The sequence below is a fragment of the Lysinibacillus sp. GW823-FHT06C08 genome, from assembly GCF_058795135.1.
The window spans coordinates 1,183,272-1,203,461 of the sequence record NZ_JBXAHN010000001.1; the positions used below are offsets into that span (position 1 = coordinate 1,183,272).

Sequence of the window (20,190 nt, forward strand, 5' to 3'; positions counted from 1 at the left end):
TCCTTTTAAAAAGTTTTTTTGTCATTACATGGTATAATAATAGCAGTCTATTGTTGAAAGGAGCCGGCATCATGATCATTTTATTATCTGCTGCCATTGCTCCCGGTCTAGCGCTTTTTAGTTATTTCTATTTGCGCAATCAAATGGCTACGGAGCCAAGAAGAACTTTATTACAAACATTTTTATACGGTGCATTTTTAACGTTCCCGATTCTGTTTTTACAATATGTACTAACAGAGGAAGGGGTTTTTCGATATTTTTACCTTCAAGACGTTCTTTTCTCTAGTGTTGTTGAAGAATTTTTTAAATGGTTTGTGCTATTAATTGCCATCTACAATCATGTTGAATTTGATGATCCATATGACGGTATATTGTATGGGGCAAGTATATCACTTGGTTTTGCCACAATCGAGAACGTACTTTATTTATTATCCTTTGGCTTGGATACCGCATTTATGCGCGCCTTATTGCCTGTATCAAGTCATGCATTATTTGGCGTAGTCATGGGCTACTATTATGGACGTGCTAAGTTTTCAAAGTTTGCCAAGACGAAAGAAATGATTGCTATGGCGCTTTGTGCACCAGTGGTACTTCACATTCTATACAATACAATATTATCATTTAAAGGTCACTGGATTTATTTAATGATTCCTTTTATGCTGTTTTTATGGTGGTTTGGCCTACGAAAGGTGAAACTAGCGCATTATCATCTAGTACAACATTTGCATATGCATAAAAAAATTTAAAGCGTAGAAATCGTCAAGATTTCTACGCTTTATTCTTTTTTATCATGTATAAATTGCCTCTTTTGTTTCAAGCTATAAAAAAAAGGAGTGATAAAAGTGCGTTTAGTAAGCATACTTTTTGCTTTGATATTAGGAATTAGTATAATTGCGATTCCTCAAAATGAAGTGATTGCCTTTAGTGACCAGCAAATTACTCGTGGTGCCTATGGAGATGATGTCATTGAATTACAAGCAAGGCTACAATACTTAGGTTTTTATAAGAGTAAAATTGATGGGAAATTTGGCTATAACACATACTGGGCATTACGTAATTTCCAAGAGAAATATGGTTTACCAGTAGATGGTATCGCTGGAGCGAAAACCAAAAAAACGATAGCTGGCTATTCTGATTACGATGAAAAATGGGTGAAAGCGCAATTAAATGCCGGTAATCAATTTACCTACTATGGTGGTGTTCCTCTTGATCAGCAAGTGAATAAAGGGACTAGTACAGGTAGTGGTGCCGGTAGTGGTGGAGGAAATAGTAGTGGCACTACTAATAACAATGGAACACAAACTCAAGTTCCTCCTAAATATACAGAGCGAGATTTACAGCTAATGGCGAATGCTGTGTATGGAGAAGCAAGGGGAGAGCCATATGAGGGACAAGTAGCCGTAGCGGCAGTTATTTTAAACCGTTTAGAAAGTCCCGATTTCCCGAATACTATTTCTGGTATTATATTCCAACCTTTAGCGTTTACAGCTGTAGCAGATGGACAAATTTGGTTAGAGCCTAATGATAGAGCAAAAGAAGCTGTTATTGATGCAATGAATGGCTGGGATCCATCTGAAAATGCTTTGTATTACTTCAATCCGAAAACGGCAACAAGTAAATGGATTTGGTCTCGTCCACAAATTAAACAAATTGGAGAGCATATTTTCTGTTCATAGAAAGGAGGAACATAGATGAAAACTTGGCTCGTGGTCTTAACGATAGCTGTTATCGGGTTAGGGGCATATAGTATAGATTTACATGGTGATAAAGAAGATTTACAACGTACTGTTCTAGCGCAGTATACCGATAAGCTAACAGATGCATCTGAAAAACTATCTCATCTACAGCGATCAGTCTCACAATCCCTACTGTTTCAAGATGAGCAAGCCATTCACAGTGAATTAGATTCTGTTTGGCGTTTGAGCTCAGAAGTTCGTTCTTCCATTGCAAATATTCCGATAGGGCAAGAACTATCCAATGAATGGATGAATTATTTAGGACGACTTGGCGATGAAGCGAAGAGAACTGCAAAAACAGGCGATTATGAAGCTTGGCGTGAAAAAATGCCACAGGTCTCTACGAATTTACAAGCTCTTTCTGATGATTGGACAGCTGCAACCGTTGATTTTTATAAACATAATGGAAAAATGGATGTTTGGCTGCAGCAAGTCGATAATAAAAATCCAAACACGAACTTTGATAAAGTGAAAGACACGTTAAAAGGTTATGGAGAAAAAGATTTCCCGCTGACATTATCTGAGTCAGATTGGCAGAAAAAAATTGCATTAAAAGCTTTACAGGATGCTGAAATTACAGAAAAAGAAGCGTTGGAAAAAGTGAAGCATTTATTCCCAGTTATTAAAGATGCAACATTTACAGTCACAAAAAGTAGTGACACCGCACCATATCCTTTCTATCACATACAATTCCATCAAGGGATTCGTTTAGGGTATGCGGATTTAACGGTAAAAGGAGGGCATTTACTGTCCTATTTAGTAGAACGCCCTGTTGACGAAGCGAAGCAGTCACAAGAGGAAATTCTCAAAAAAGCCGAAGATTATGTCAAGAAATTAGGCATGAACGATTTAGCTTATGTGGAATCGCGTGAAAACCATCAGGCATGGCATGTAACGTTTGCCCGTGTACATCCAGGGGATAACGCATTAATTTATGCTGATGGTGTTCAACTTAAATTAGCAAAAGATACAGGTGAGTTGTTAGGGGCAAACGCGATGGAATACATTCAAGAAGAAAATATTAAAAAGCAAACAGCAAAACCAATCGATTGGAAAACATTCTTCCAGGATGATATTCAAGTGCAAGAAGTAAAAAATATTTATACAGATAATGGTGAATTTGAACAACGTCTATGCTATGAGGTCATTGCCTTGCGTGATGGTAAAACACAAGAAACATTTAGAATCGTCATTGATGCAGAAAATCATAATGTTTTAAAAGTGGAATATTTAACTTAATAATAAGAAAATACTACCAATTTTTATAGCCAAAATTAATATCTCATGAGATAATTAAACCATATTTATTGTACGGGGAGATGCTCATGGAGATTAAAATTGGCACACAATTACAACTTGAACCGACTTATACAGAGCGTGTGGAGAAATTCCGCTGTAAAGTTGTAGAGCAACAAGACAATATTCTTTATATTGATTATCCAATTAATATGGCGACAAAGAAAACAGCATTTTTGATAGATGGCTCAGAATTTAGAGCAACCTTTCGCACTGAGGACAAACAATCATTTGCCTTTAATACGGAGGTAATAGGCCGTAAAGCGGGCCATATACCTATGATTATGTTGCATTGCCCAAAGCCAGAGGAATTTATTAAAATTCAACGACGAGAATATGTACGAGTTGAAACACCCGTGGATGTGGCCGTTCAGTTCAAGGATCACAAATATCAGTTAGTTGCTTCGGATATTAGTGCAGGAGGCTTGGCCCTCATTTTGAAAGGTGAAGTGGCTTTCAATGATGGGGATGAGGTGAAATTAACGGTTGCCTTACCATTTGCCAATGGTGATGTGAAATACGTGATAACAGAGGCAATTGTCGTGCGTATTTTTGAAAAAGATTCTAAACGAATTGCAACAATCCAGCTAACGGATTCAGATGATGTTGACCAACAACATATCGTGCGCTTTTGCTTTGAGCGTCAATTAGGCAATCGTCGTAAAGAATTGAATCCCTTTAATGCTTAATATTTTGCATAGTAATTTTTTAAAAGCCCTCTCCTAGCAGAGGGCTTTTTATAGGTTATATGATACAATATGAGGTGACAGAAAGTAGGGAAGAATATGAAGAAAAACATTCAAATTGCGATAGACGGGCCTGCTGGTGCCGGTAAAAGTACTATTGCAAAAATTGTTGCTGAGGCACTTGATTTTACTTACATCGATACAGGTGCAATGTATCGAGCAGTTACGTATAAAGCGATGCAACAAAACATACATTTAGATGATGAAGCAAAATTAGCTGAAATGTTAGCAGCAAGTACCATTGATTTAAAGCCATCTCCACAGGGACAGCTTGTCTTTTTAGATGGTCACAATGTATCAGCTGATATTCGATCAAATGAAGTCACTTCATCAGTTTCTCAAGTAGCTGCCCATGCAAAGGTTCGTGAGTTATTAGTAGCTCAACAACAAAAGCTGGCAGCAAACGGTGGCGTCGTTATGGATGGCCGCGATATTGCTACACATGTATTGAAAGATGCAGAACTAAAGATTTTTATGTCTGCAACTGTAGAGGAACGCGCAAGAAGACGATTTATAGATAATCAAAAAAGAGGAATCGACTCTTCACTTGAAAAACTTCAGGAAGAAATTGCATTACGTGATAAAAAAGATAGTGAGCGTGAAGCATCACCACTTATCCAAGCAGAAGATGCCGTATTTTTAGATACGACAGCGTTGTCTATCGAAGATGCAGCACAAGCTATTTTAAAATTAGCAGAAGAAAAAATGCTATAAATCCTAAAATTTCAGACATTTTTCAAATTTAAAGGATTTATTTTTGTCTTTGTCTTCAATATCGAATAAAATAGTAAGGGAAGATGCGAAGGAGGGTTACATATGTCTGAAGAAATGAACTATGCAGAACAAACGTTTAACGAGGGTGATATCGTCAAAGGTATTGCAGAGCAAGTTGATGAAAAAGCAGTATCTGTATCAATTCCAGGTGCACCATTTGATGGTATTGTCCCAATCAGTGAATTATCAAGCTTGCACATTGAGAAAGCTTCTGATGTCATCTCTGTTGGGGATGAGTTAGATTTGATGATTACAAAGGTTGAGGAAGAAAATTTTGTCCTATCAAAACGTAAAGTGGATGCTTTAAAAGCATGGGATACACTTGAGCAACAATTTACCGCAGGAGAAATTTTCGAAGCGGAAGTGAAGGATATTGTTAAAGGTGGTCTTGTCGTAGATTTAGGTGTACGTGGCTTTGTACCAGCATCGCTTGTAGAAGACTACTTTGTCGATGATTTTGAGGGCTATAAAGGCAAAACATTAAGCTTTAAAATTGTTGAACTTGATAAAGAAAAGAATCGCTTAATTTTATCTCATCGCGCAGTAGTGGAATCAGAAAAAGCTTCACAAAAGCAAAATGTTATTAATCAAATTAAGGCTGGCGATGTTTTAGATGGTAAAGTACAGCGTTTAGCATCGTTTGGAGCATTTATTGACCTTGGTGGTATCGATGGGCTTGTCCACATTTCACAAGTGTCTCATGAGCATGTAAGCGATGTGAGTGAGGTTTTATCAGAAGGACAAGGTGTAACTGTAAAAGTTCTATCTGTTGATCCAGCAAATGAACGCATTTCATTATCAATCAAAGAAACGATCCCTGGACCTTGGTCTAATATCGAAGAACGTGCAGCAAAAGGTGCTATTTTAGACGGGAAAGTGAAACGTCTTACATCTTTCGGCGCATTTGTGGAAGTTTTCCCAGGTGTTGAAGGATTAGTGCACATTTCGCAAATCGCTCACAAACATATCAATACACCACATGAAGCATTAAAAGAAGGACAAGAAGTACAAGTAAAAGTCCTTGATGTCAATGCTGAAGACGGCCGATTAGCGCTAAGCATTAAAGAATTACTCGAAAATCCAGAAGCAGAAGAAGTGATTGACTACGAATTACCAGAAGAAAACACAGGCTTCTCATTCGGAGACGTTATTGGCGATCAATTAAAAAACTTTAAATAAGAAGAACGCGAGGATACAAGATTGTATCCTCGCTTTTTGTTGGAGTGATGAGATAGGATTTGCAAAGTGATAGATAGAATCAATGAAATGGGAGAAAACCTATAAAGTGACGGATAGGAGTCAAAAAGTGGCGGATAGAACTGGCAAAATGGCGGATACATCTTACAAGATGACGGTGAGGCAGCGAAGTGGGATAAACCTCTAAAAGTGATAGTTAAAAGCATCGAAGACGGAAATCCATAAAGTGACGGATAAACCTTGCAAAATGACGGATAGAATCCCAAAAGTGACGGATAGACCTCACAAAGTGATGGATAGGAAGTTCGAAATGACGGATACAACTCTCAAAGTGACGGATACAGCCCGCAATATAACGAAAAAGCCTTCCAATTAATAGAAACCAAAAAGCGACGGATTTACCCTCAAAAAATCCTCCACCTACGTACTCAAAATACATCATAAAACCGCGAAAATAAATCGTTTGGATTGGTAAAGCCATACATAGCGTTCTACTTTATGGATATGATATGATATAATGGCATTTTTCGTGTATAATAGCGAAAGACAAGAAGTTGGAAGGATGAAGTACAGATGACGAAACCAGTAGTAGCCATCGTAGGTCGTCCGAACGTAGGTAAGTCGACGATTTTTAACCGTATCGTTGGAGAGCGTGTGTCTATTGTGGAAGATATCCCAGGCGTAACACGTGATCGTATTTATAGTTCGGCAGAGTGGTTAACACACGATTTTAATATTATTGATACAGGTGGGATTGAAATTGGGGACGAGCCGTTTTTAGAGCAAATTCGTCAACAAGCTGAAATCGCCATTGAAGAAGCGGACGTTATTATTTTTATGACAAATGGTCGTGAAGGAGTAACGGCAGCCGATGAGCAAGTAGCTAAAATTTTATACAAAACTAAGAAACCCGTTGTACTAGCAGTCAATAAAATCGATAATCCTGATATGCGTGAAATGATTTATGATTTTTATGCATTGGGCTTCGGTGAGCCTTGGCCAATTTCTGGCTCTCACGGCTTAGGTTTAGGGGATTTATTAGACGAATGTGCGAAACATTTCCCGAAAGAAGATGAAGAGCAGTACGGAGATGATGTAATTAAATTCTCATTAATCGGTCGTCCGAATGTGGGGAAATCATCTTTAGTGAATGCTTTCTTAGGTCAAGATCGAGTAATTGTTAGTGATATTGCGGGTACGACACGCGATGCAATTGACACACCTTATGCGTATGATGATCAGGAATATGTCATTATTGATACTGCCGGTATGCGTAAAAAAGGGAAAATTTATGAGACGACCGAGAAATATTCTGTTTTGCGTGCGTTACGTGCGATTGAACGTTCAGACGTTGTGTTAGTGGTTATGAATGCGGAAGAAGGTATTCAGGAGCAAGATAAGAAAATTGCTGGGTATGCACATGAGGCCGGAAAAGCAGTTGTGATTGTTGTAAATAAATGGGATGCTATCGAGAAAGACGAAAAAACGATGAATGTTTTTACGCAGCAAATTCGTGAGCATTTCCTATTTTTAGACTATGCACCGATAATTTTCGTTTCGGCTAATACGAAACAGCGTGTTCATCAAATTTTACCGATTATCCAACGTGTTAGTGAGAATCATGCGATGCGTATTCAATCTTCTATTTTAAATGAAGTCATAGAAGATTCTGTAGCACGTAATCCTGCGCCAACCGATAAAGGTCGCCGTTTACGTATTTACTACGCTACACAGGTTGCAATTAAGCCACCAACGTTTGTGGTATTTGTGAATGAACCTGAGCTTATGCACTTCTCTTATGAACGTTTCTTAGAAAATCGTATTCGTGAAACATTCGACTTTGAAGGAACGCCGATTCGTTTAATTACACGTGCTCGTGCTTAAAGTTATCGTCATACACATACAATACGCCAACCCGACACAATTGTTGGGTGGCGTCTTTTTACAAGAAAATAAAGTAGTGTAGACAACCCACAATAAGGGAGGATTTTTTTTATGGAAAAAGTTTGTGTGTTAGGGGCAGGCTCTTGGGGGTCTGCGCTGGCAATGGTACTGGCGGAAAATGGCCATGATACGCTTGTATGGACACATCGAGCTGAACAGGCAGAAGAAATCAACCGTATGCATACCAATAAAAAATATTTACCTGAAACGGTCTTGCCAACAAATTTACATGCTACGAGTGATATTGCAAAGGCAGCAACACATGCTGAAACAATCGTTGTAGCTGTGCCGACAAAAGCAATTCGTGAGGTTTGTGAAAAATTGACGGCTGAATTAACTAAAAAAGTTTTATTTGTACATGTTTCAAAAGGAATTGAGCCTGACTCTTTAAAGCGAATTTCTGAAATATTAGCAGAGAGCTTACCTGCTGAAAAAGTGGATGAAATTGTAGTGCTTTCAGGGCCAAGTCATGCTGAGGAAGTAGTCCTTCATCATCCTACAACGGTTACAGCTGCATGTGCGGACATAGATGCTGCTGAAAAAGTACAGGATTTATTTATGAATCAATTTTTCCGTGTTTATACAAATGACGATGTAATTGGTGTAGAAATTGGTGGGGCACTGAAAAATGTTATCGCTTTAGCTGCAGGCATTACCGATGGCTTGAATTACGGGGATAACGCGAAAGCCGCATTAATTACGCGAGGACTTGCGGAGATTACTCGTTTAGGTGTAAAAATGGGTGGTAACCCATTTACGTTCTCAGGGCTTACAGGCATGGGTGATTTGATTGTAACGTGTACAAGCGTTCACTCAAGAAACTGGCGAGCAGGTAATATGTTAGGGCAGGGCATGAAGTTACAAGAGGTTCTCGATCAAATGGGGATGGTTGTAGAGGGTGTACGTACTACAAAGGCTGCCTTTCAATTAGCAGAAAAGTATGGTGTGGCAATGCCCATTTCTACAGAGCTTTATAGTGTACTCTTTAATGAAGTAGCACCGAAAGTGGCAGTAGACGCACTTATGATGCGCATGAAGAAACGTGAAATTGACGAGATGAAGCATTAATATTATTTTTATGATTAAATTTGTCATGAAACGGACATAAATAAGGTGTCTCGGTGAATCTACTGAGACACCTTATTATGTGCTAGTAATTGAATAGTTAAAGCATTTTAAAAGGTTGTCCATTTCTTGATAGTTATGGGACAACTATTTCTTTTTAACAAAGGCACATAGTATAATATACTTTGATTGTGTCTTGACATAGAAAGAAAGGTGGTTATTTGAAATGGGCCCGTTAGCTCATATGCCTGCTTTGGATGTAATGTGGGTATCGTTTTATTGTATAGGCTTTATGATTATATCAGTCGGCTTAATTTATTTAGCTCGTAACAAGATTTCGAATGTATTTTTACGAACAATCGTAAATTTATGTGCATACATACTGTTTGGACTTGGCACATTTTTAATGGTACTTATAGTTGCCACATGGCCAGCATAATAAATAACGAGGTGTCAGTAACATGAAAAAACTAAGTGCTTTTCTGTTGGTAATTGCAACCGCCATATTGTTAGTAGGGTGTGCGTACCCAGAAGACGAGAAAAGGGCGAAGGTAACGCCTGATGTGGACCAACTTGCAGCTGTACAGCGTGCTGTTAATGAATACCGTGAAGCAACTGGTGGGCTAGTACCCATTAAAAATAGCGAATTAGATACAGATTTATATATCAAGTATTTAATTGATTTTGAAAAGCTTATGCCGAAGTATTTGTCGACGATCCCTGGAAACGCCTATGAAAAAGGCGGTATATATCAGTATATTATTTGGGATCCTGAGCATGAAGCGACCGTTAAACTAGTAGATTTAAATGCTGCAGAGCGCATTCGCGAAATAGGAATTCGGAAACTATCTACACAATATTTACCAATAACAGGTTCATCATCTGATAATGTGTACCAAATTAATTATAAGGATTTGGGCTATAAAACAGAGGTTACTGTGAAAAGCCCCTATTCTGGCGTCGAATTACCGCTCTTTATGACTGGTGACGGTGAATTGCATGTAGATTATTCCATTGATTTAGGACAACTTCTAAAAGAAGACAAGCCGGATGTCAAACCGGGCGATGATATTCGCCAATTACTTGTCGATAAATTTCCTGTAGTACCTGCCTACTCTGTTCCGTATACAGTGGACGAGAAGGGTGAGCCAGTTTATGATATGGACACTTATAAGGCAGATGTCAAGAAGGCTCAAGAACGACAAAAACAAGAGGCAGAAGCCGCCAAGAAAAAAGAAGAATAATCAACAAGCTCCTTACATTTGTGAGGGGCTTTTTCATATTTGTCTACAAGCTCGCATATAGTGAAAAAGCGTAGATAAAGGAGGCAGAAACCTTGAGTGAAGCAGTATTTAGAGAAATTGCAGAGCGAACAAATGGCGATGTTTATATTGGTGTTGTCGGTCCAGTACGTGTAGGTAAATCAACATTTGTAAAAAAGGTAATGGAATCCGTCGTGTTACCAAACATTGTGGATGAAACAGAAAGAATGCGAGCACAGGATGAGTTGCCACAAAGTTCTCCGGGGCCAGTCATTATGACTGCTGAGCCGAAGTTTGTGCCTGCCCAAGCAACCCGTATTGTGGTCGGTGACGATGAAATGCCATTTCAAATTCGATTAGCAGATTGTGTAGGTTACATTATCGAAGGAACAAAAGGCTATGAAGATGAAAATGGTCCAAAATTTGTTCATACTCCTTGGCATACAGAGCCTATTCCGTTCCAAGAAGCAGCGAAAATAGGTACGGATAAAGTAATTCGCGATCATGCGAATATTGGAATTGTAGTGACAACTGATGGAACGGTTAACGGTATTAGTCGTCGAGCTGCTGAGAGGGCAGAAGAAGAGATTGTTGAGCAACTAAAGGAAATTGGCAAGCCTTTTGTCATTCTACTTAATTGCCAAATGCCAGCTAGAGAAGAAACTGTTCAACTGCGCAATGAGTTGTTTGAACGTTATAATGTTCCCGTTATCGCCATTGCAATTGATCAAATGAGAGAAACTGATATTCAGTATATTTTACAAGAGGCATTATTTGAATTCCCAATCCGTACGATAGAGGTGGAGAAGCCAGATTGGTTAGATGTGTTAGATGCCTCACATCCATTAAATGTTGCATTGATTGATTCGATGGAAGAAGTACTTTCTTCTGTTATGAAAATTAGAGATGTGCAACAAGCATCCGATGCTTTTAAAGCTATTGATTTTATTGATCAAAGTGAAGTAGTCCATGTAGATGCTGGTATTGGCACAGCTGTAATTCGTGTGTCCTTACAGGGTGAACTATATAAATCGGTTTGTAATGAGTGGTTAGAAGAACCAATTGAAACGAAAAAAGATTGGCTACTGTTTATTAAAGAAGCAGCAGAGGCAAAAGAAGCTCAAAAGCGCTTTAAAAGTGCCATTCATGATGCGGATACAACAGGCTATGGTGTTACATTACCAATGATGCAGGAATTTGAGCCAACAGCGCCAGAATTAATTAAGCAAAATAATTTCTTTGGTGTACGAATGAAAGCGAAGGCGCCATCTTATCACATTATTCGTGTCGATATGGATTCAGAATTTGCCCCGCTAATCGGCTCTGAGTTCCATAGTCAGCAACTTTTAAAAGATTTGAACCATGCTTATTTACATGATCGTGATGCTCTATGGAATACACAACTTTTTGGAACACCATTACATGAAGTATTAAAAGAAGGTATTCGATATAAAATGGATGCAGTTCCAAATACAGCCAAAAAACGCATGCGTCAAACGATCGAACGTATGGTAAACGAAGGTGATCGTGGGTTAGTCACATTTATTTTATAGTGATAAAAAATAATAAGAAGTGTAAAAAATAGGAAAAGGGCTTTTCGTTTTTATGCGAAAAGTCCTTTTTTTTGATTTTTTGGGTGAAAAACTGATTTTTTGGTTATAATCATGAATGAATACAGTTGCGTAGCGGTTTTCTATGTGTTACTCTTTTTACAGAATTGGTTCATGACCCTTTGAGAGGAGGTGAATGGTGTGAATAAAACAGAATTAGTAAACTCTGTTGCTGAAGCTGCAGGTCTTTCTAAAAAAGACGCTTCTAAAGCAGTTGAAGCTGTATTTGATACAATTCAAGATGCTCTTGCAAAGGGTGACAAAGTACAATTAATTGGTTTTGGTAACTTCGAAGTACGTGAACGTGCGGCTCGTAAAGGTCGTAACCCACAAACTGGTAAAGAAATCGAAATCGCTGCTAGCAAGGTACCTGCTTTCAAACCAGGTAAAGCGCTTAAAGACGCAGTAAAATAATACTCGTCTAGTAGTTACATAGAGCAGTCTTCATGTGAACAACATGAAGACTGCTCTTTTTAACTTCAAGTTGACTATACATAATGATAATAAAAGCTAGATTTGCTAACTTGCAGCAATTTTTTTGTGAAACAAGTAAGTCATTTTGCGCTTACCTTTTGGATGTGCTACGATGCATAGGGAAATGTGTAATGTTTTGATACGCAGGAGGTTTTTTCGAATGTCGAATATAGATTTATTGAAAATAGAAGAAGCAGTAAAAATGATTTTAGAGGCGGTAGGTGAAGACGTAAATCGAGAAGGTTTATTAGATACACCAAAACGTGTCGCAAAAATGTATGCTGAGATGTTTAGTGGCTTACATGAAGATGCCAAAGACTATTTTAGAACAGTGTTCCACGAGGATCATGAAGAATTGGTTCTTGTTAAAGATATTCCTTTTTATTCGATGTGTGAGCATCATCTAGTTCCGTTCTATGGAAAAGCACATGTCGCCTACATACCAAATGACGGCATTGTTGCAGGACTAAGCAAATTAGGGCGTGCAGTAGAAACCATTGCTCGTCGACCACAGTTGCAAGAACGTATTACATCTTCAGTCGCTGATACCATTATGGAAATGCTCGCACCAAAAGGAGTTTATGTGGTGATTGAGGCTGAGCATATGTGTATGACTATGCGAGGGCTGAAAAAACCAGGCTCTAAGACAGTAACATCTGTAGCACGTGGTGTTTATGAGCAAGATGAAGTGAAGCGTAGAGAAGTTCTATCATTTATTCAAATGTCTTAAATTGCTTGTCTAATTATGTTATGATGAACTAAGAATTTGTCGGATTTAAGGAGTGTACAAGAATGTCACAAGATTATATTGTTATTCAAGCTGAAGAAGATGGTGTACATGTCATTGGTTTAACGCGTGGAACAGATACAAAGTTCCATCATTCTGAAAAATTAGATGCCGGCGAAGTTATGATTGCTCAATTTACAGAACACACTTCTGCGATGAAGATTCGAGGGAAAGCACAGATTCATACAGCACATGGTGTGATTCATAGCGAAGCAAAAAAATAATAAATAGACAAGATATGGTTTCATAATAGTTTTTAGCCCGTGCCATTTAGGCACATATAAAAGAGTGAGATGTGAAAAACTAATTATATGGGCAGTAGCAGTCCCTTTTTATGGGAAAGCTCTACTGCCTATCCTCTTGAAGAAAGCAAAATTTTTTTATTCCGCATCGTTGCGTATGCTATAATGACTCAGTAAGCAAACGTTAAGCCTTCAATAGGATTAACGTATTTGAAAGTGAAATGGAGTAAGGTCTATGAATGCAACATACATTCAAAATTCAATTGCCCAGTTAAAAACAGAGATTTTCATGGATGTTCGTCATAGAACTTTGCAAAAATACACAGGAATGCCTGTGGTAGATGAAAATCAATTGTTTTATTTGTTAGTCCCGTTTTTGAATGGTGAAGAGTGGCAACAAGAGCAACAAGAGGCTGCCATTACTGTTGGCATTGTGTATGCGGCATTAGCGGCACACGATCACATAAAAGAATTAGATGCTACTTCTAAAGAACAGCAGCTTACAGTATTAGCTGGGGATTTTTATAGTGGTCGTTATTATGAAATATTAGCGATGTCTGGAAATGTCGCATTGATACGAAATTTGTCACAAGGAATTGTGACACGATGTGAAAACCAGATAAAGGTGTATGAGACCGAACAAAGAACAATCGAGCAATGGTATGCTTCGATGTGCAATATTGAATCAGGATTAATTGCTCAGTTTTTCGAGCTTTATTCCTTTAGTGAATATATACCGTTGATGGAAAAAAGTTTATTGATCTTACGTTTAGAAAAAGAAATGGTAGCCTATCAACGTGGACAAACGTCCTTAATAGGTAAGGCACTTGAAGAAAGTGTTCAACGTCATGGTACTACTTTTAATAGCGTCATCAAGGAAAAAATAGTGCATTTAAAAATAGAGCTGTCGAAGATGGTGGAGAGTGCATCATTTTTACAAAGTGATGTGAAACAAGCTTTACATGCACATGTAGAGGCTTCTATTGCTTCTACTAACGGATAAGAGAGGTTTTTCAAAATGGCTAAAACGAAAGCAGAGCACGTTCATGAAGTGTTTGAGAGTATCTCGGATAATTATGACAAAATGAACGGTGTTATTAGTTTCCAAATGCATATTGGTTGGCGTAATGATACGATGAAACACATGGGTGTCAAACCTGGATCAAAGGCATTGGATGTTTGCTGTGGTACGGCAGATTGGACGATCGCATTGGCTGAGGCAGTTGGAGAAAAAGGAGAAGTAAAAGGACTCGACTTTAGTCAAAACATGCTTAAAGTTGGCGAACAAAAAGTACAATCATATCCACAAATTGAACTGATTCATGGAAATGCTATGGAATTACCTTTCCCAGATGATACGTTTGATTATGTGACAATTGGCTTTGGTCTACGCAATGTACCAGATTATTTGCAAGTCTTAAAGGAAATGCACCGTGTCGTAAAACCAGGTGGAATGGTTGTTTGTTTAGAAACATCTCAATCTGAAATTCCTGGTTACCGTCAATTATTCCGTTTTTATTTTAAATTTATAATGCCGATATTTGGTAAAATATTTGCGAAAAGTTATAAGGAGTATTCTTGGCTTCAAGAATCTGCGAATGATTTCCCAGGTATGAAAAAGTTAGCGGCATTGTTTGAGCAGGCAGGATTAGAAAAAGTATCGTACAAAGCATACAGTGGCGGGGCTGCGGCAATGCATATAGGCTTTAAAAAGATACGTTAATGGGGGAAGGTTTTCACACGTGGAAAAGATGAAGTTAAAACTACTCTATTCCGATTTGAAATCAGATATCGATATCATTGAACGAGAGTTAGAAAATGCGGTGGACTCATCTTCATATTTGATCAACGATGCTTCTCTCCATTTATTACAAGCTGGTGGCAAACGTATACGACCAATTTTTGTATTACTAGGTGCAAAATTTGGTGAATATGACATTGAGAAGATGAAGGATGTTGCAGTCCCTTTAGAGCTCATTCATATGGCATCACTTGTCCATGATGATGTTATTGATGATTCCAATATGCGAAGAGGACGCCCAACTGTCAAAGCGCAATGGAATAACCGAGTAGCAATGTACACGGGCGATTTTATTTTTGCACGTGCTCTCGAATATATTACCAAAATAGAAGACCCACTAGTTCATCAGATTTTAGCACGTACCATGGTTGAGATTTGTAACGGTGAAGTTATTCAAATTGAAGATAAATTTAGACTCGATCAAGGTTTAAAGGATTATTTTAGAAGAATCAAACGCAAAACAGCTCTACTTATTTCCTCTAGTTGTGAGCTAGGGGCTGTTGCGGCAGGCGTCGATGCTAAAACTGTAGGTCATTTAAAACGCTTCGGCTACTTTGTGGGCATGAGCTTCCAAATTATCGACGATGTGTTAGATATTATGGCAACAGATAAGGAGCTAGGAAAGCCAGCAGGTAGTGATTTATTACAAGGCAATATTACCTTACCGATTCTCTTGTTAAAGGATGATCCGGAGATGCAACCATTCTTGGTAAAAGTATTTGCGGGTACATTAACAGAAGTCGAACGTCAAAATATGTTGCAGTATGTGCGTAAATCTCATGCAATTGAGCAAGCTAATCGTATGAGTGATAAATATTTGAAAAAGGCTTTACAAGAAATAGATGCTTTGCCAAAACATCCCGTAAAGAAAAAGCTACGTGATGTCGCATTGTTTATGGGTAAGCGCAAATTCTAGCTTTTTGTTGTACAAAGCCTCATTTTTTGTTAATATTTATCGGTAGGTGTAAAACCTGTTAGAAGAATTTAAGGAGTGTTTTAAACATGGCAATTGAACAAACTTTTTTAATGGTTAAGCCAGATGGCGTTGAGCGTCAAGTAGTTGGAGACATCGTTGATCGTTTCGAGCGTCGCGGTTTTGTAATGAAAGGTGCTAAATTAATGGTAATTTCAAAAGATTTAGCAGAAAAACACTATGCTGAACATGCTGAGCGTCCATTCTTTGGTGAACTAGTTGATTTCATCACTTCTGGTCCTGTATTCGCTATGGTATGGGAAGGCGAAAACGTAATTAAACTTGCACGTACAATGATGGGTGCAACAAAACCTGAGGAATCTAACCCAGGTACAATCCGTGGTGACTATGCAACAACTGTTTCTCACAACATCATCCATGGTTCTGACTCTCTTGCTTCTGCAGAGCGCGAAATCGCTTTATTCTTCGGTGAAGATTTAGTTTAATTTGCGAATAGAAGAAGCGTAGCGAAAATAACTACGAATAGAACTTAATAAAAAAATCATCTATTTTTCCGATGTAACTTTTACCTTCTAACAAAAAATGTTAGGGGGTTTTTTATTTGTCAAAATCATTTAATAAAGTTAACACAACCATTGATTTAAGCTTATCGATGGATATAAGTCAAGTCTTAAGACACATAATAGTTTAGTTTTTGTTTTGCGGCAACCACCATTTATGGAGTGTTCCACATCCCAAGTAGCAGTCACAGTGAAAAGAGTCTATGACAGACTATTATGGGATGTAGAGCGAGAAATCCATGGAGGTTGCACAACAAAAATGTAAAGGGGCAAATTATTTCAGGGAATCGACCGCACGGATAATCGGAATTTCTTTATCACGCAGAATGTCTGATAAATGAATACAAGTAAATCATCAAACCGGGCAATATCGAAAACAATTGAACAAATATGCCAAGAGTTTTGAAACAGAGAATATAATGTATTTGCTGTTAGAAGAGCAAGTATTGCAATAATTTCTAAAGCACTAGGACATTTTAACTTGGTCGTAAAAACGTAGTATTTGGCTATGTTGGTAGAAGAATGTAAAAAAATGAACTGTAAGAAAGTCTGCTATGGTATTATATTAGTACTATTATATTATGAGGTGATTAAGTGTTTTGTAATCAATGTGGACGTGATAATCCCGAGGATAGTAAGTTTTGTTCGGGGTGTGGAGGTTCTTTAATTACTGATACTGGAACAAAGGAAGATGAAAGAAATATTTCTGAAAAAAAAGGTTCAAAAAAGAAATTAATTATTAGCATTATTATAGGATTATTATTAGTAATAGGTGGCATAGGAGCCTTTATTGTTTATCAGAAAAAGCAAGAAGAAAAAAAAGTTCAAGAGTATGTTGAAGAAATGGCGATTAACTCTTTTAACATGTATTTAGAAGTCTTAGAGAATGCGATTGTTATCTCTATGTACTCAGAAACATGGAGTGATGCGATTGATGATAGAAAAGATTTTAATGTTGAATTAACCAATTTACAAGATGCGTATAAAGAAAAAGGAATATTGCAAGAATTAACAGATACTCAAACTGAAATCCAACATAGCATGAAGTATTTACAAGACGTTCCAGAAGGTTATGAAGAGGTTTACGGAGTTTTGAAAGAAATGTATGGAGTATATGTTGAATTTGCTGACCAAGCTCAGTCACCAACAGGTTCACTATTATCTTTTAACAACAAAACAAATGATTTATATTCTAAATTTAATAGTCTATTTGAAGAATATTTAATCACTATGCCAGCAGATGTAAAAGAAGAATATGAAACATACGTTGATAAAAATAAGAACAAAGAAGAAACAGAAGTTACAGAAGATACAGAAATCTAGCGCTGACCTGTTGCCTTAAGATGACCATTTAATGGAGTTGCAGAGCGCTTTCTCAATTAAAAGAGGCAGGGATTTTGAAGCAAAAAGAAAAAATATTAAATAAATTGAAGATAAGACGCGATTTATCATTTAAATATTTGCGGAAGTTGTATATATTTTGGACCTAAGAAGGTAAAAAAATAGTACCTCTTGCTTCTGCAGAGCGCGAAATCGCTTTATTCTTCGGTGAAGATTTAGTTTAATTTGCGAATAGATTAGGCAATCTCAATATAATTGAGGTTGCTTTTTTTTTGCTTAAAAATGGAGATGGTTAGTAGGATAGTGGTTATTTAGATGGGCCAGTCATCTTAGTGAATCATTTATTTCTATAACCATATAGAATTGTTAAAAACTTCTTGTTCATGTACAATAAATGCTATAATATTCTGATAATTAAGTGAGGAATATATTAATAGTCTTGTCAATAAACTGTGAAGGATGACGAGGAAAAGGGGCAATGGAGATGAGAGAAGTGGTGATTGTTGCGGCTGTGCGAACGGCTGTTGGGCGAAGTAAGGGAGTATTAAGTCATGTTCGAGCGGATGATATGGCAGCCGATGTGTTGCAGGAGGCTGTACAACGGGCAGGCATAAATAAGGAACAAGTGGATGATGTCATTTTAGGCTGTGTGACGCAGACTGCAGAGCAGGGAGGAAATATTGCGCGGACAGCCCTGTTAATGGCTGGATTTCCTGATAGTGTGCCGGGTGTGACCATTGATCGTCAATGTGGTTCAAGTCAGCAAGCTGTGCATTTCGCTGCACAAGCTATATTAGCGGGGGATATGGATATAGTAATTGCTGGCGGTGTGGAAAGTATGTCTAGGGTGCCTATGGGAACTAACATGAAAAATGCTCATTTAGGTAATCGCTTACAGGAAAATTATAATATTATACATCAAGGACTATCAGCAGAGAAAATAGCCGAAAAATGGTCCTTATCAAAAGAGCAGCTTAATAGTTATGCCTACGAGAGTCATCAACGAGCACTAGCAGCCATTGAAGCAGGGTCTTTCAAAGATGAAATTCTACCTATTGAAGTCATTCAAGAAGATGGCACTGTCGCAACGGTTGCTAAGGATGAGGGACCTCGTGCTGAAACTACGGTTGACATTTTAAATGGTTTAAAAACTGTTTTTCAAGAGGATGGCGTCATTACGGCTGGTAATGCTAGTCAGATGAGTGATGGGGCATCAGCAGTAGTGGTGATGGCATTGGATAAGGCACAGGAACTTGGTATTCAGCCACTCGCTAAAATTATCACAAGAGTTGTTGTAGGTTCTGACCCGACATTGATGTTAACGGGACCAATCGAAGCAACTCGAAAGGCGTTAGAACGATCTGGCTTGAACATAGAGGATATCGATACGTATGAGGTTAATGAAGCCTTTGCACCTGTGCCACTTGTGTGGTTGCAGGAAATTGGTGGGGACCCAAAGAAGCTCAATCCAGATGGCGGAGCAATTGCACTAGGACATCCATTAGGTGCTACCGGAACAAAATTGTTAACGACTTTGCTCTATCGCATGGAACGAGAAAATTACCGGTACGGCTTACTAGCTATTTGTGAAGGTATGGGGATGGCTAATGCTACGATTATTGAAAAAATGTAAAGGGGGGTATGTGCAATGAGGAAGCATGAAGTAGTTGCAGTTGTAACAGGTGGGGCATCCGGTTTAGGAGAGGCGACTGTTCGTCACATCGTCGAACAAGGTGGTAAATCCATCATCTTTGATGTGAATGATGAAAGTGGACAAGCTCTAGTAGAGGAATTAGGGGAAAATGTAATCTATGTACGAGTAGATGTTACGAAGGAGGAAGATGTAGCAACAGGTCTTGAGCAAGCCATAGATGCATTTGGCCATATAAATGTAGCGGTGAACTGTGCAGGAATTGCAGATGCGAGCAAAGTAATTTCCAAGCGGGGAATTCATGCACTTAGTTTATTTGAAAAAATAATAACGGTTAATTTAATCGGTACATTCAATGTCATCCGTCTAGTAGCTGAGAAAATGCAGCGTAATGAGCCAAACGAGGATGGACAGCGCGGCGTTATTATTAATACGGCGTCCGTAGCAGCATTTGACGGACAAATTGGACAGGCTGCCTATAGTGCGTCAAAGGGTGGCGTAGCAGCCATGACATTACCAATTGCACGTGAGCTTGCGGAGTTTGGTGTGCGTGTGATGACTATTGCACCCGGTTTAGTTGAAACACCTATGTTTGCATCTTTACCAGAGCCTGCAAAGACGGCTCTTGCACAAATGACGCCATTCCCTAAACGACTTGGCAAGCCATCCGAATATGCACTTCTGGTAGAAAGCATTATCCAAAATGGTTTGTTAAATGGTGAGGTCATTCGTTTGGATGGAGCCATTCGGATGCAGCCGAAGTAAATCTT

The 20,190-nt window shown here is 38.3% G+C and carries 22 protein-coding genes; all 22 read left to right on the forward strand.

The genetic code is table 11. The annotated features are described in order from the left end of the window. Window positions 1–71: 71 nt before the first annotated feature. The gene (prsW, locus tag AC1Q6O_RS05540) at window positions 72–746 is read left to right on the forward strand and encodes a glutamic-type intramembrane protease PrsW (RefSeq protein ID WP_043990729.1); all 675 of its coding nucleotides are present in this window, start codon (window positions 72–74) and stop codon (window positions 744–746) included. A 96-nt stretch (window positions 747–842) separates the two neighbouring features. Further along, the gene (sleB, locus tag AC1Q6O_RS05545) at window positions 843–1,676 is read left to right on the forward strand and encodes a spore cortex-lytic enzyme (RefSeq protein ID WP_008180429.1); all 834 of its coding nucleotides are present in this window, start codon (window positions 843–845) and stop codon (window positions 1,674–1,676) included. A 15-nt stretch (window positions 1,677–1,691) separates the two neighbouring features. Then, the gene (locus AC1Q6O_RS05550; RefSeq protein ID WP_008180427.1) at window positions 1,692–2,975 is read left to right on the forward strand and encodes a PepSY1/2 domain-containing protein; all 1,284 of its coding nucleotides are present in this window, start codon (window positions 1,692–1,694) and stop codon (window positions 2,973–2,975) included. Window positions 2,976–3,061: 86 nt separating this feature from the next. Next, window positions 3,062–3,721: a flagellar brake protein gene (locus AC1Q6O_RS05555; protein WP_342532390.1), complete on the forward strand. Its 660-nt coding sequence runs from the start codon at window positions 3,062–3,064 to the stop codon at window positions 3,719–3,721. Between the two features lie 96 nt (window positions 3,722–3,817). After that, window positions 3,818–4,492: a (d)CMP kinase gene (gene cmk, locus AC1Q6O_RS05560; protein WP_008180423.1), complete on the forward strand. Its 675-nt coding sequence runs from the start codon at window positions 3,818–3,820 to the stop codon at window positions 4,490–4,492. A 102-nt stretch (window positions 4,493–4,594) separates the two neighbouring features. Continuing rightward, window positions 4,595–5,731 carry a 30S ribosomal protein S1 gene (gene rpsA, locus AC1Q6O_RS05565; RefSeq protein ID WP_008180421.1) on the forward strand — a complete coding sequence of 379 codons (1,137 nt, stop codon included), beginning with the start codon at window positions 4,595–4,597 and terminating at the stop codon, window positions 5,729–5,731. Between the two features lie 265 nt (window positions 5,732–5,996). Next, entirely contained in the window at window positions 5,997–6,125 is a 129-nt protein-coding gene (locus tag AC1Q6O_RS05570; protein ID WP_301337916.1) for a hypothetical protein, read from the forward strand. A gap of 197 nt (window positions 6,126–6,322) precedes the next feature. After that, complete coding sequence (der, locus tag AC1Q6O_RS05575; protein ID WP_008180419.1) at window positions 6,323–7,633, forward strand: ribosome biogenesis GTPase Der; 1,311 nt, start codon at window positions 6,323–6,325, stop codon at window positions 7,631–7,633. Window positions 7,634–7,744: 111 nt separating this feature from the next. Further along, window positions 7,745–8,761 carry an NAD(P)H-dependent glycerol-3-phosphate dehydrogenase gene (locus AC1Q6O_RS05580; protein WP_089986599.1) on the forward strand — a complete coding sequence of 339 codons (1,017 nt, stop codon included), beginning with the start codon at window positions 7,745–7,747 and terminating at the stop codon, window positions 8,759–8,761. 223 nt (window positions 8,762–8,984) lie between these two features. Further along, window positions 8,985–9,197, forward strand: a complete 213-nt coding sequence (locus tag AC1Q6O_RS05585) for a DUF2768 domain-containing protein (protein WP_008180416.1) — start codon at window positions 8,985–8,987, stop codon at window positions 9,195–9,197. A 22-nt stretch (window positions 9,198–9,219) separates the two neighbouring features. Beyond that, window positions 9,220–10,002, forward strand: coding sequence for a YphF family lipoprotein (locus tag AC1Q6O_RS05590; RefSeq protein ID WP_008180415.1), 783 nt, complete (start codon window positions 9,220–9,222; stop codon window positions 10,000–10,002). Window positions 10,003–10,094: 92 nt separating this feature from the next. Then, a complete protein-coding gene (gene spoIVA / locus AC1Q6O_RS05595) occupies window positions 10,095–11,573 on the forward strand; it encodes a stage IV sporulation protein A (protein ID WP_008180413.1) in 1,479 nt (492 codons plus the stop codon). A 198-nt stretch (window positions 11,574–11,771) separates the two neighbouring features. Continuing rightward, entirely contained in the window at window positions 11,772–12,044 is a 273-nt protein-coding gene (locus tag AC1Q6O_RS05600) for an HU family DNA-binding protein (RefSeq protein ID WP_004232618.1), read from the forward strand. 220 nt (window positions 12,045–12,264) lie between these two features. Then, window positions 12,265–12,834: a GTP cyclohydrolase I FolE gene (folE, locus tag AC1Q6O_RS05605; RefSeq protein ID WP_008180410.1), complete on the forward strand. Its 570-nt coding sequence runs from the start codon at window positions 12,265–12,267 to the stop codon at window positions 12,832–12,834. 62 nt (window positions 12,835–12,896) lie between these two features. Then, entirely contained in the window at window positions 12,897–13,115 is a 219-nt protein-coding gene (gene mtrB, locus AC1Q6O_RS05610) for a trp RNA-binding attenuation protein MtrB (protein WP_008180408.1), read from the forward strand. Window positions 13,116–13,368: 253 nt separating this feature from the next. Further along, window positions 13,369–14,136, forward strand: a complete 768-nt coding sequence (locus AC1Q6O_RS05615; RefSeq protein WP_008180406.1) for a heptaprenyl diphosphate synthase component 1 — start codon at window positions 13,369–13,371, stop codon at window positions 14,134–14,136. Between the two features lie 15 nt (window positions 14,137–14,151). Further along, the gene (locus tag AC1Q6O_RS05620) at window positions 14,152–14,856 is read left to right on the forward strand and encodes a demethylmenaquinone methyltransferase (protein WP_089986597.1); all 705 of its coding nucleotides are present in this window, start codon (window positions 14,152–14,154) and stop codon (window positions 14,854–14,856) included. A 19-nt stretch (window positions 14,857–14,875) separates the two neighbouring features. Continuing rightward, window positions 14,876–15,850, forward strand: a complete 975-nt coding sequence (gene hepT / locus AC1Q6O_RS05625; RefSeq protein WP_492400994.1) for a heptaprenyl diphosphate synthase component II — start codon at window positions 14,876–14,878, stop codon at window positions 15,848–15,850. An 86-nt stretch (window positions 15,851–15,936) separates the two neighbouring features. Next, window positions 15,937–16,353: a nucleoside-diphosphate kinase gene (ndk, locus tag AC1Q6O_RS05630; RefSeq protein ID WP_008180402.1), complete on the forward strand. Its 417-nt coding sequence runs from the start codon at window positions 15,937–15,939 to the stop codon at window positions 16,351–16,353. A gap of 669 nt (window positions 16,354–17,022) precedes the next feature. Beyond that, window positions 17,023–17,751: a zinc ribbon domain-containing protein gene (locus tag AC1Q6O_RS05635; protein WP_089986594.1), complete on the forward strand. Its 729-nt coding sequence runs from the start codon at window positions 17,023–17,025 to the stop codon at window positions 17,749–17,751. Window positions 17,752–18,253: 502 nt separating this feature from the next. Further along, window positions 18,254–19,402: a thiolase family protein gene (locus AC1Q6O_RS05640; protein WP_089986593.1), complete on the forward strand. Its 1,149-nt coding sequence runs from the start codon at window positions 18,254–18,256 to the stop codon at window positions 19,400–19,402. Between the two features lie 15 nt (window positions 19,403–19,417). Beyond that, window positions 19,418–20,185, forward strand: coding sequence for a 3-hydroxyacyl-CoA dehydrogenase (locus tag AC1Q6O_RS05645; RefSeq protein ID WP_492400995.1), 768 nt, complete (start codon window positions 19,418–19,420; stop codon window positions 20,183–20,185). Window positions 20,186–20,190: the final 5 nt, after the last annotated feature.

Excerpts from the sequence above, each read along its gene's own strand:
- AC1Q6O_RS05580 (WP_089986599.1), top strand. The coding sequence starts at position 7,745 with ATGGAAAAAGTTTGTGTGTTAGGGGCAGGCTCTTGGGGGTCTGCGCTG.
- AC1Q6O_RS05555 (WP_342532390.1), top strand. The coding sequence starts at position 3,062 with ATGGAGATTAAAATTGGCACACAATTACAACTTGAACCGACTTATACA.
- ndk (WP_008180402.1), top strand. The coding sequence starts at position 15,937 with ATGGCAATTGAACAAACTTTTTTAATGGTTAAGCCAGATGGCGTTGAG.
- der (WP_008180419.1), top strand. The coding sequence starts at position 6,323 with ATGACGAAACCAGTAGTAGCCATCGTAGGTCGTCCGAACGTAGGTAAG.
- AC1Q6O_RS05570 (WP_301337916.1), top strand. The coding sequence starts at position 5,997 with ATGACGGATAGAATCCCAAAAGTGACGGATAGACCTCACAAAGTGATG.
- AC1Q6O_RS05640 (WP_089986593.1), top strand. The coding sequence starts at position 18,254 with ATGAGAGAAGTGGTGATTGTTGCGGCTGTGCGAACGGCTGTTGGGCGA.
- rpsA (WP_008180421.1), top strand. The coding sequence starts at position 4,595 with ATGTCTGAAGAAATGAACTATGCAGAACAAACGTTTAACGAGGGTGAT.
- AC1Q6O_RS05615 (WP_008180406.1), top strand. The coding sequence starts at position 13,369 with ATGAATGCAACATACATTCAAAATTCAATTGCCCAGTTAAAAACAGAG.
- AC1Q6O_RS05585 (WP_008180416.1), top strand. The coding sequence starts at position 8,985 with ATGGGCCCGTTAGCTCATATGCCTGCTTTGGATGTAATGTGGGTATCG.
- mtrB (WP_008180408.1), top strand. The coding sequence starts at position 12,897 with ATGTCACAAGATTATATTGTTATTCAAGCTGAAGAAGATGGTGTACAT.
- cmk (WP_008180423.1), top strand. The coding sequence starts at position 3,818 with ATGAAGAAAAACATTCAAATTGCGATAGACGGGCCTGCTGGTGCCGGT.
- AC1Q6O_RS05620 (WP_089986597.1), top strand. The coding sequence starts at position 14,152 with ATGGCTAAAACGAAAGCAGAGCACGTTCATGAAGTGTTTGAGAGTATC.
- folE (WP_008180410.1), top strand. The coding sequence starts at position 12,265 with ATGTCGAATATAGATTTATTGAAAATAGAAGAAGCAGTAAAAATGATT.
- AC1Q6O_RS05590 (WP_008180415.1), top strand. The coding sequence starts at position 9,220 with ATGAAAAAACTAAGTGCTTTTCTGTTGGTAATTGCAACCGCCATATTG.
- AC1Q6O_RS05645 (WP_492400995.1), top strand. The coding sequence starts at position 19,418 with ATGAGGAAGCATGAAGTAGTTGCAGTTGTAACAGGTGGGGCATCCGGT.
- AC1Q6O_RS05550 (WP_008180427.1), top strand. The coding sequence starts at position 1,692 with ATGAAAACTTGGCTCGTGGTCTTAACGATAGCTGTTATCGGGTTAGGG.
- prsW (WP_043990729.1), top strand. The coding sequence starts at position 72 with ATGATCATTTTATTATCTGCTGCCATTGCTCCCGGTCTAGCGCTTTTT.